Annotated in this window: 4 protein-coding genes; 1 reads left to right on the forward strand and 3 read right to left on the reverse strand. The window is 47.9% G+C overall.

Translation table 11 applies throughout. The features are described 5' to 3' along the window. Positions 1 to 363: 363 nt before the first annotated feature. Genes JW881_08385 through JW881_08395 form a run of 3 tightly spaced genes read right to left on the reverse strand, consistent with a single transcriptional unit; the run spans position 364 to position 5,216 of the window. The gene (locus tag JW881_08385; protein MBN1697515.1) at positions 364 to 2,808 is read right to left on the reverse strand and encodes a response regulator; all 2,445 of its coding nucleotides are present in this window, start codon (positions 2,806 to 2,808) and stop codon (positions 364 to 366) included. 54 nt (positions 2,809 to 2,862) lie between these two features. After that, entirely contained in the window at positions 2,863 to 4,467 is a 1,605-nt protein-coding gene (locus JW881_08390) for a response regulator (protein ID MBN1697516.1), read from the reverse strand. A gap of 17 nt (positions 4,468 to 4,484) precedes the next feature. Next, a complete protein-coding gene (locus JW881_08395; protein MBN1697517.1) occupies positions 4,485 to 5,216 on the reverse strand; it encodes a GHKL domain-containing protein in 732 nt (243 codons plus the stop codon). 204 nt (positions 5,217 to 5,420) lie between these two features. On the opposite strand from JW881_08395, the gene JW881_08400 reads away from it, so the two are divergent. After that, positions 5,421 to 5,756 (forward strand): Hpt domain-containing protein, encoded by a 336-nt coding sequence (locus JW881_08400; protein MBN1697518.1) that lies wholly within the window; start codon positions 5,421 to 5,423, stop codon positions 5,754 to 5,756. Positions 5,757 to 5,957 lie beyond the last annotated feature (201 nt).

The raw sequence follows: 5,957 nt of genomic DNA on the forward strand, positions 1-5,957 counted from the left end.
GAATATCTTCCTCCGCGATCTCCTTTATTTCGTCGCCGATCCGCATGAGCATATAAATGCCGAACGTGCTTACTCCCACCATGAATATCAAAAGCATACCGATCAGAAAAAATAATTTGTTGCTTACCTTGAACTTTCTGAATACACTCATGGATGTCACCTCCCTTTAAAGAAAAAATTTAAATGAAATAACGCCATTTCAGCAAAAATGATAACCTAAGGATAAAGAATATGAGCCAAAGGCGTCTTTACAATAAGGTAAAACCTGAATAAAATTTAGTGGAATGGATATAATGCTTATAAGGATAAGTATGAGATGTATGAAATAAAATACTTATGCCGGGGGTATGCCGAACGAAACGGTTAGCTGAAAGGGCGTTCGGCTTTCTTTTTTTTCCGCCGCCATCGTGCTATTTTTTCTTTCAATATCCTGATTTCAACCGGCTTGGCCAGATAATCGTTCATCCCGGCCGCGATGCATCGTTCCCTGTCTTCTTTCAAAGCGGCCGCCGTCAGGGCGATAATCGGGAGGGATTTATCAAGGCCTTTTCTGATAATCTCCGTTACTTCGATTCCCCCCATCTCGGGCATTTGGACATCCATGAAACACAGATCGTATTCGCGTTTTTTTATCATCCTGATCGCTTCTTTTCCGTTCGAAGCGACATCGACCCGGCAGCCGAGTTTCTCGAGGACGATACGCATGAATTTCCGGTTGAGTTTTTTATCCTCGACGACCAGAACATCGAGGTCGTCAAAGGAAATTTCCCGATAGGTGTGCCTTGTCACGAGTCCCCCGTCCCCGCTTTTATCGCCCAGTGTCGTTTTTATCAGTTCAAGCAGATCCTTTTTCAATACGGGTTTCGGAAGGTACGCGTCGAAACCGGATTCGCCCGCTTTTTTCGTGGCCCCGGGTGTGGCATCGGATGTTATCGCGACGAGTTTTATCGAAGCGAGGCGGGTATCTCCTTTGATGCGCGAAGCGATATCGTACCCGCTTATATCGGGCAACATGATATCGGAGAGAATCACCTCGGGAAGCGTCCCTGCGGATTTAAGCCAGGAGATCGCTTCAATGCCGGACCTCGAGTGTTTGATGATGTTCATACCCGCTTCCCCGCAATAGGCGGAGAGGATGGCGTCGGATTTTTCGTTGTTGTCGATGATGAGGATGTTTTTCCCGGCGAGTTCTTCATCGTGAAGCGGAATAATCCGGGCCTTTTTCGGATGCGGTACTTCTTCGAGTTTCACGGAGACAATAAACTCGCTGCCGTTTCCCGGTTCGGAATCAAGCCGTATCGTACCACCCATTTTCCCGACCAATGCCCGGACGATCGAAAGCCCCAGCCCGGTTCCCCCGTATTTTCTCGTCGTCGAGGAATCCGCCTGTTTGAAGGATTCGAATATTTCACGCTGTTTTTCCAGGGGAATGCCGATTCCGGTATCTTTGACCGATATTTCGATGGGGATGAGTCCGGGTTTGTCTTTTCCGTTTTGTGGGGAGGAAGCAGGCATTTCTCCCGATACGGCGTCACGGGGGGGCGGTGCGGCCTTCCCGTTCCCCCGTCTGATCGAAAGAATAATTTCACCCTTTTCCGTGAATTTGGAAGCGTTGCTCAATAAATTGAGAAGGATTTGCCGCAGCCTGGTCGGGTCCCCTTTGAATGTCTTGTTGAGAACCTCTTCATAAAAAAAACGGAGGAAGACGGCATGCCTGTCGAGTTTCGGGTATATCATCGAACAGACATTCCTGCTCAGGTAATGCAGGTCGAATTCGATCGATTCGAGTTCTATCTGTTCGGCCTCGATTTTCGAAATATCGAGTATATCATTGATAAGGGTGAGAAGGCACCGGGCCCCTTCGATGATCGCCTCGAGATAATTGTTTCCGGTCGCCTTGTCCGTCACATCGTCCTTGAGGAGTTCCGAAAAACCGATAATGGCATTGAGCGGTGTGCGAATTTCATGGGACATATTGGCGAGAAACTCGCTTTTTACTCGGCTGGCTGATTCGGCGGCTTCCATGGCCTTTTTCATCTCGAACTCCGCCTTTTTCCTGTCGGTGATATCCTGAACGGCGAGCAGGTATCCGGTTTTTATCCCTTCCGTGTCGATCAGGGGGGAGGCGCCGATATTCGTGTAAATAGCGGACCCGTCACGCCTTCTCAACATAATATCCGGGGATCGAGGTAATGTGTCGTCCGCATTCTCGAACAGGGCCAGAAGCCGTGCGTACTCGGTTTCGTCAGTGAACGCCGAAATCGGTTTACCCGGCATCTCCCGCATTTCATAACCGAGCAAGTCGCATAATTTCGAATTGACGAAACTCGTACAATAGTCGCCGTCGATACTCCAGATGCCTTCCTGCAGATTCTCGACGAGGCTTCTGTATTTTAGCTCACTCGCCTTTAATGCGGCAACCGATTCGGCGAGTTTTTTGCGCATGGAGATTTTTTCGATGGCCTTTTTTATTTCGATTTCGAGTTCGTCGTATTCGATCGGTTTCTGGATATAACTGAAGGCACCGGCTTTCAATGCCTGTATCGCGGAATCGACGCCGCCGTGTCCGGTAATCATGATGACTTCGCACCCGCTTTCGTTCGTCCTTATTCGTTTCAACACCTCGATGCCGTCGGTTCCCGGCATCTTTATATCCAGAAGCACAATGTCCGGTTTTTCGCGGTCAAAGACGGAAAGACCTGTTTCCGCGTTTGATGCGGTACACACGGAGTAATTATCGAGTTCCAGTAATTTCCGAAGGCGTTCCCTGATAATTTCTTCATCGTCGATGATCAATATCGTTGCCATGATGACCACTCCCTTTTATATTATAGTACACTCGGAGCGTGAAATGGGAGATTATTATTCTTTTTCTCCTTCGGGAAGCAGTACGGTGACGCATGTTTTTCCCTCTTTTTCGCTGGAAACGGATATGTTTCCGTTATGACTCTCGATGATGCCGTAACTTATCGAAAGGCCCAATCCGGTCGCCCCGCCGACTTCCTTTGTCGTGAAAAAGGGCTCGAATATCTTCTGGAGAATATCCTCGGACATGCCGATCCCGTTGTCGCAAAAAACTATGGTGACCATTTTCTGTTTTCCGTCATATGATGTGGTAATGGTTATTTCCTTCCGGTAATTGTTTTTTTCCCGGACCGTATCGACGGCGTCCCTCGCGTTGGTGATGAGATTGATCCAGACCTGCTCGAGCTGATACGGCTCTCCGATAATCGTGGGGAGCCTCTCGTCGAGGAAAAGGTTGACCGATATTTCATGCAGTCTGAGTTGTTCTCCGAGGAGACTCAACGCGGAGGTTATTGTCTCGTTGACATCCAGCCGGATGAATTTGAGTGTGTCCTGCCGCGCGAAGGTTCTGATATGCTGGATCACCCTGGTCATCCGCTTAACCGATGTTTCGATATCATTCAGCCCGCTGTCAAGTTCCTCATCCGTCAGTTTGTTTTTTTCTTTCAGTTTTCTCACATGTCGAGCGACGAGCGCGATACCGCCGAGGGGCTGGTTGATTTCATGGGCGAGCCCGGCCGCCATTTCACCGAGGGTAGCGAGTTTCGATGTTTGAAAAAGCTGCGCCTGTATCCGGTTCAATTCCCTGGCCTTTTCGATAATCCGGTGTTCGAGTTCTTCATTCATTTTTGTGATGATCTCCGCCGATATTTTAAGTTCCCTGTTTCTGTAAAGCGCGTTCCTGTTGAGATTGATCCGTTCGATCGCCTTGTCGATTGAAAAAAGGAGTTCTTCGAGGTGTATCGGTTTGGCGATATAATCAATAGCCCCCGCACGCAGTGCCTGGATCGCGAGTTCCTGTTCACGGTATCCGGTTATCATGATCCCCTCGATGTCCTGATAGCGCTTTTTCGCCTCTTTCAGCACCCCGATGCCGTCCATATCGGGCATCCTGATATCGGTAAGGACGACATCGATTTTATGTTCTTCGATTATCCGGAGTCCTTCCCGTCCGCTGTACGCGCGGAATACGTCGTAGCCCTCCTTTGTGAGGGTTTTTGTCAGATGATCCGCCGCTTCCCTGTCGTCATCGATTACGAGCAATTTGTTTTTGCAGAAGAGTTTACTGTTTCTGTCCTGCCGCTCTTCGGCCCTTCCCAATGCCGCGGTAAGTTCCTCTCCCAAAATCGGTTTTTCTATATAATCGATCGCCCCGCGCCGTAATGATTGAATGGCGATATCCTGATTGCCGAAACCGGTAACGACAATCACCTCACACGCCGGTTTTTTTTGTATGAGGAACGAAAGAAGATCGAGGCCGTTCATGTCGGGGAGTTTGACATCGAGAAGCACTATATCGATTTCCGTCGTGTAAAACAGATCCAGGGCCGATTTTCCGTTATGAACGACATAGGTGTTGAAAAACTGGCGCGACACCTCCTTTTCCAGTTGCCGGCAGATGAGTTTGTCGTCATCGACGATGAGTACGTTTTTTTTATCCATGACATCTATCTCGCTTTCTATTCCGCGAGGGGAAGTATTACCCTCACGGTGGTGCCTTCACCCGGGGTGCTTGAGATATTAATCGTTCCATTGTGATCTTCGATGATCTTTTTGGAAAGATGTAGTCCCAATCCCGTTCCCTCGCCGGGGTGTTTTGTCGTAAAAAAGGGAGTGAAAATATCGTAGCGGTATTCGGCCGGTATACCGGTGCCGTTATCGCAAACATAACATATGACGATCTTGTTTTTGTCCTTTTTTTTCGTTCGCACCCGTATGTATCTCTTTTCCCTCTTCGTATTCCGGACCGCGTAAAAGGCGTTCGAGAGAAGGTTGAGGATCACCTGTTCCAGCAAAATCGAATCGCAGAAAACGAAAAGGCTGTTTTCCTTCAGTTCCCTGAGTAAATGGATATTACCGGTAGTGCATTGATGTTCGGTCAACAATATCGCCCGCCGTATGATTGTGTTGATATCGGAGACGACCGATTTTCCGCCGGTATTTTTATGGGAAAAGAATCTCATGTGGTCGATCATATCGCTCATTCTCTCGATGTGGGCGAGGACGTCTCTCAAATCACCGGTGATGTTTTCGTCCGCCGGTCCACCGGTTCTGATCTTCCTGAGAAGCGATTGACAGATCAATGCCATCGAGTTGAGGGGCTGATAAAGTTCGTGAACGATCCCCGATAGAAGCTGGCCCATGAGTGACATTTTTTCCAGATGGATAAGGTTCGAAACAGATAATTCCACGTGTATTTTTTCCCCGTTTACGGACAGGTTTCGCATTGTTATTATCGGAACATTATACGGCACACCGTAAGCCAATAAAAAGAGTGTACTTCCCGTATATTATCGAAAAAAAAATCTGGAAAACGATACAACGGTACCGTACACTTGTTCATGGAGGCCGTACAACTGCTGATGTGACATGAAACAGTGATAAAGGAAGGGTATATGGATACGGGTATATACGATTGTGAACGAACCGCGACGGAACTGGGGCTTGAACCGGGCCTGGTGCTCAAACTACTCAAGGATTTCATTGCGGCAAAGGAAGAATATCTGATTCCGATTGAAAAAGCGATCGAAACGGGGGACCTCGAAGCCCTGTTCGAATCCGCCCACGCGCTCAAGGGAACCGCCCTGGAATTACGGATAAAAAGCCTCTCGGATGCGGCCGGTCTCGTCACGGAAGGAATAAAGCAGAAGAAAAAAATGGATTACCGAGCGATTTTTCTTTCGATAAAGGATACGTTCAATCGTCTCGAACAATCGTACCCCTTGACATGATCTCTTCTGCGCGCGGCATTACCGCCTTTTTGATGCCGTTAAGATCTTTACCCCGGACTTCTCACAGTTACAGGAGTTCATATTGTAATGTTTGTTATCTGTTTATTATAGAGGGACTTACATATTTAAGCCGGGTTTTGGCGCTTTTCTCAAAAAGCAAACTGTTTTTTGACATTTAATATAATTGTCTATATTGAAACA

This window comes from Spirochaetales bacterium (assembly GCA_016930085.1).
Taxonomy (GTDB): Bacteria; Spirochaetota; Spirochaetia; order SZUA-6; family JAFGRV01; genus JAFGHO01.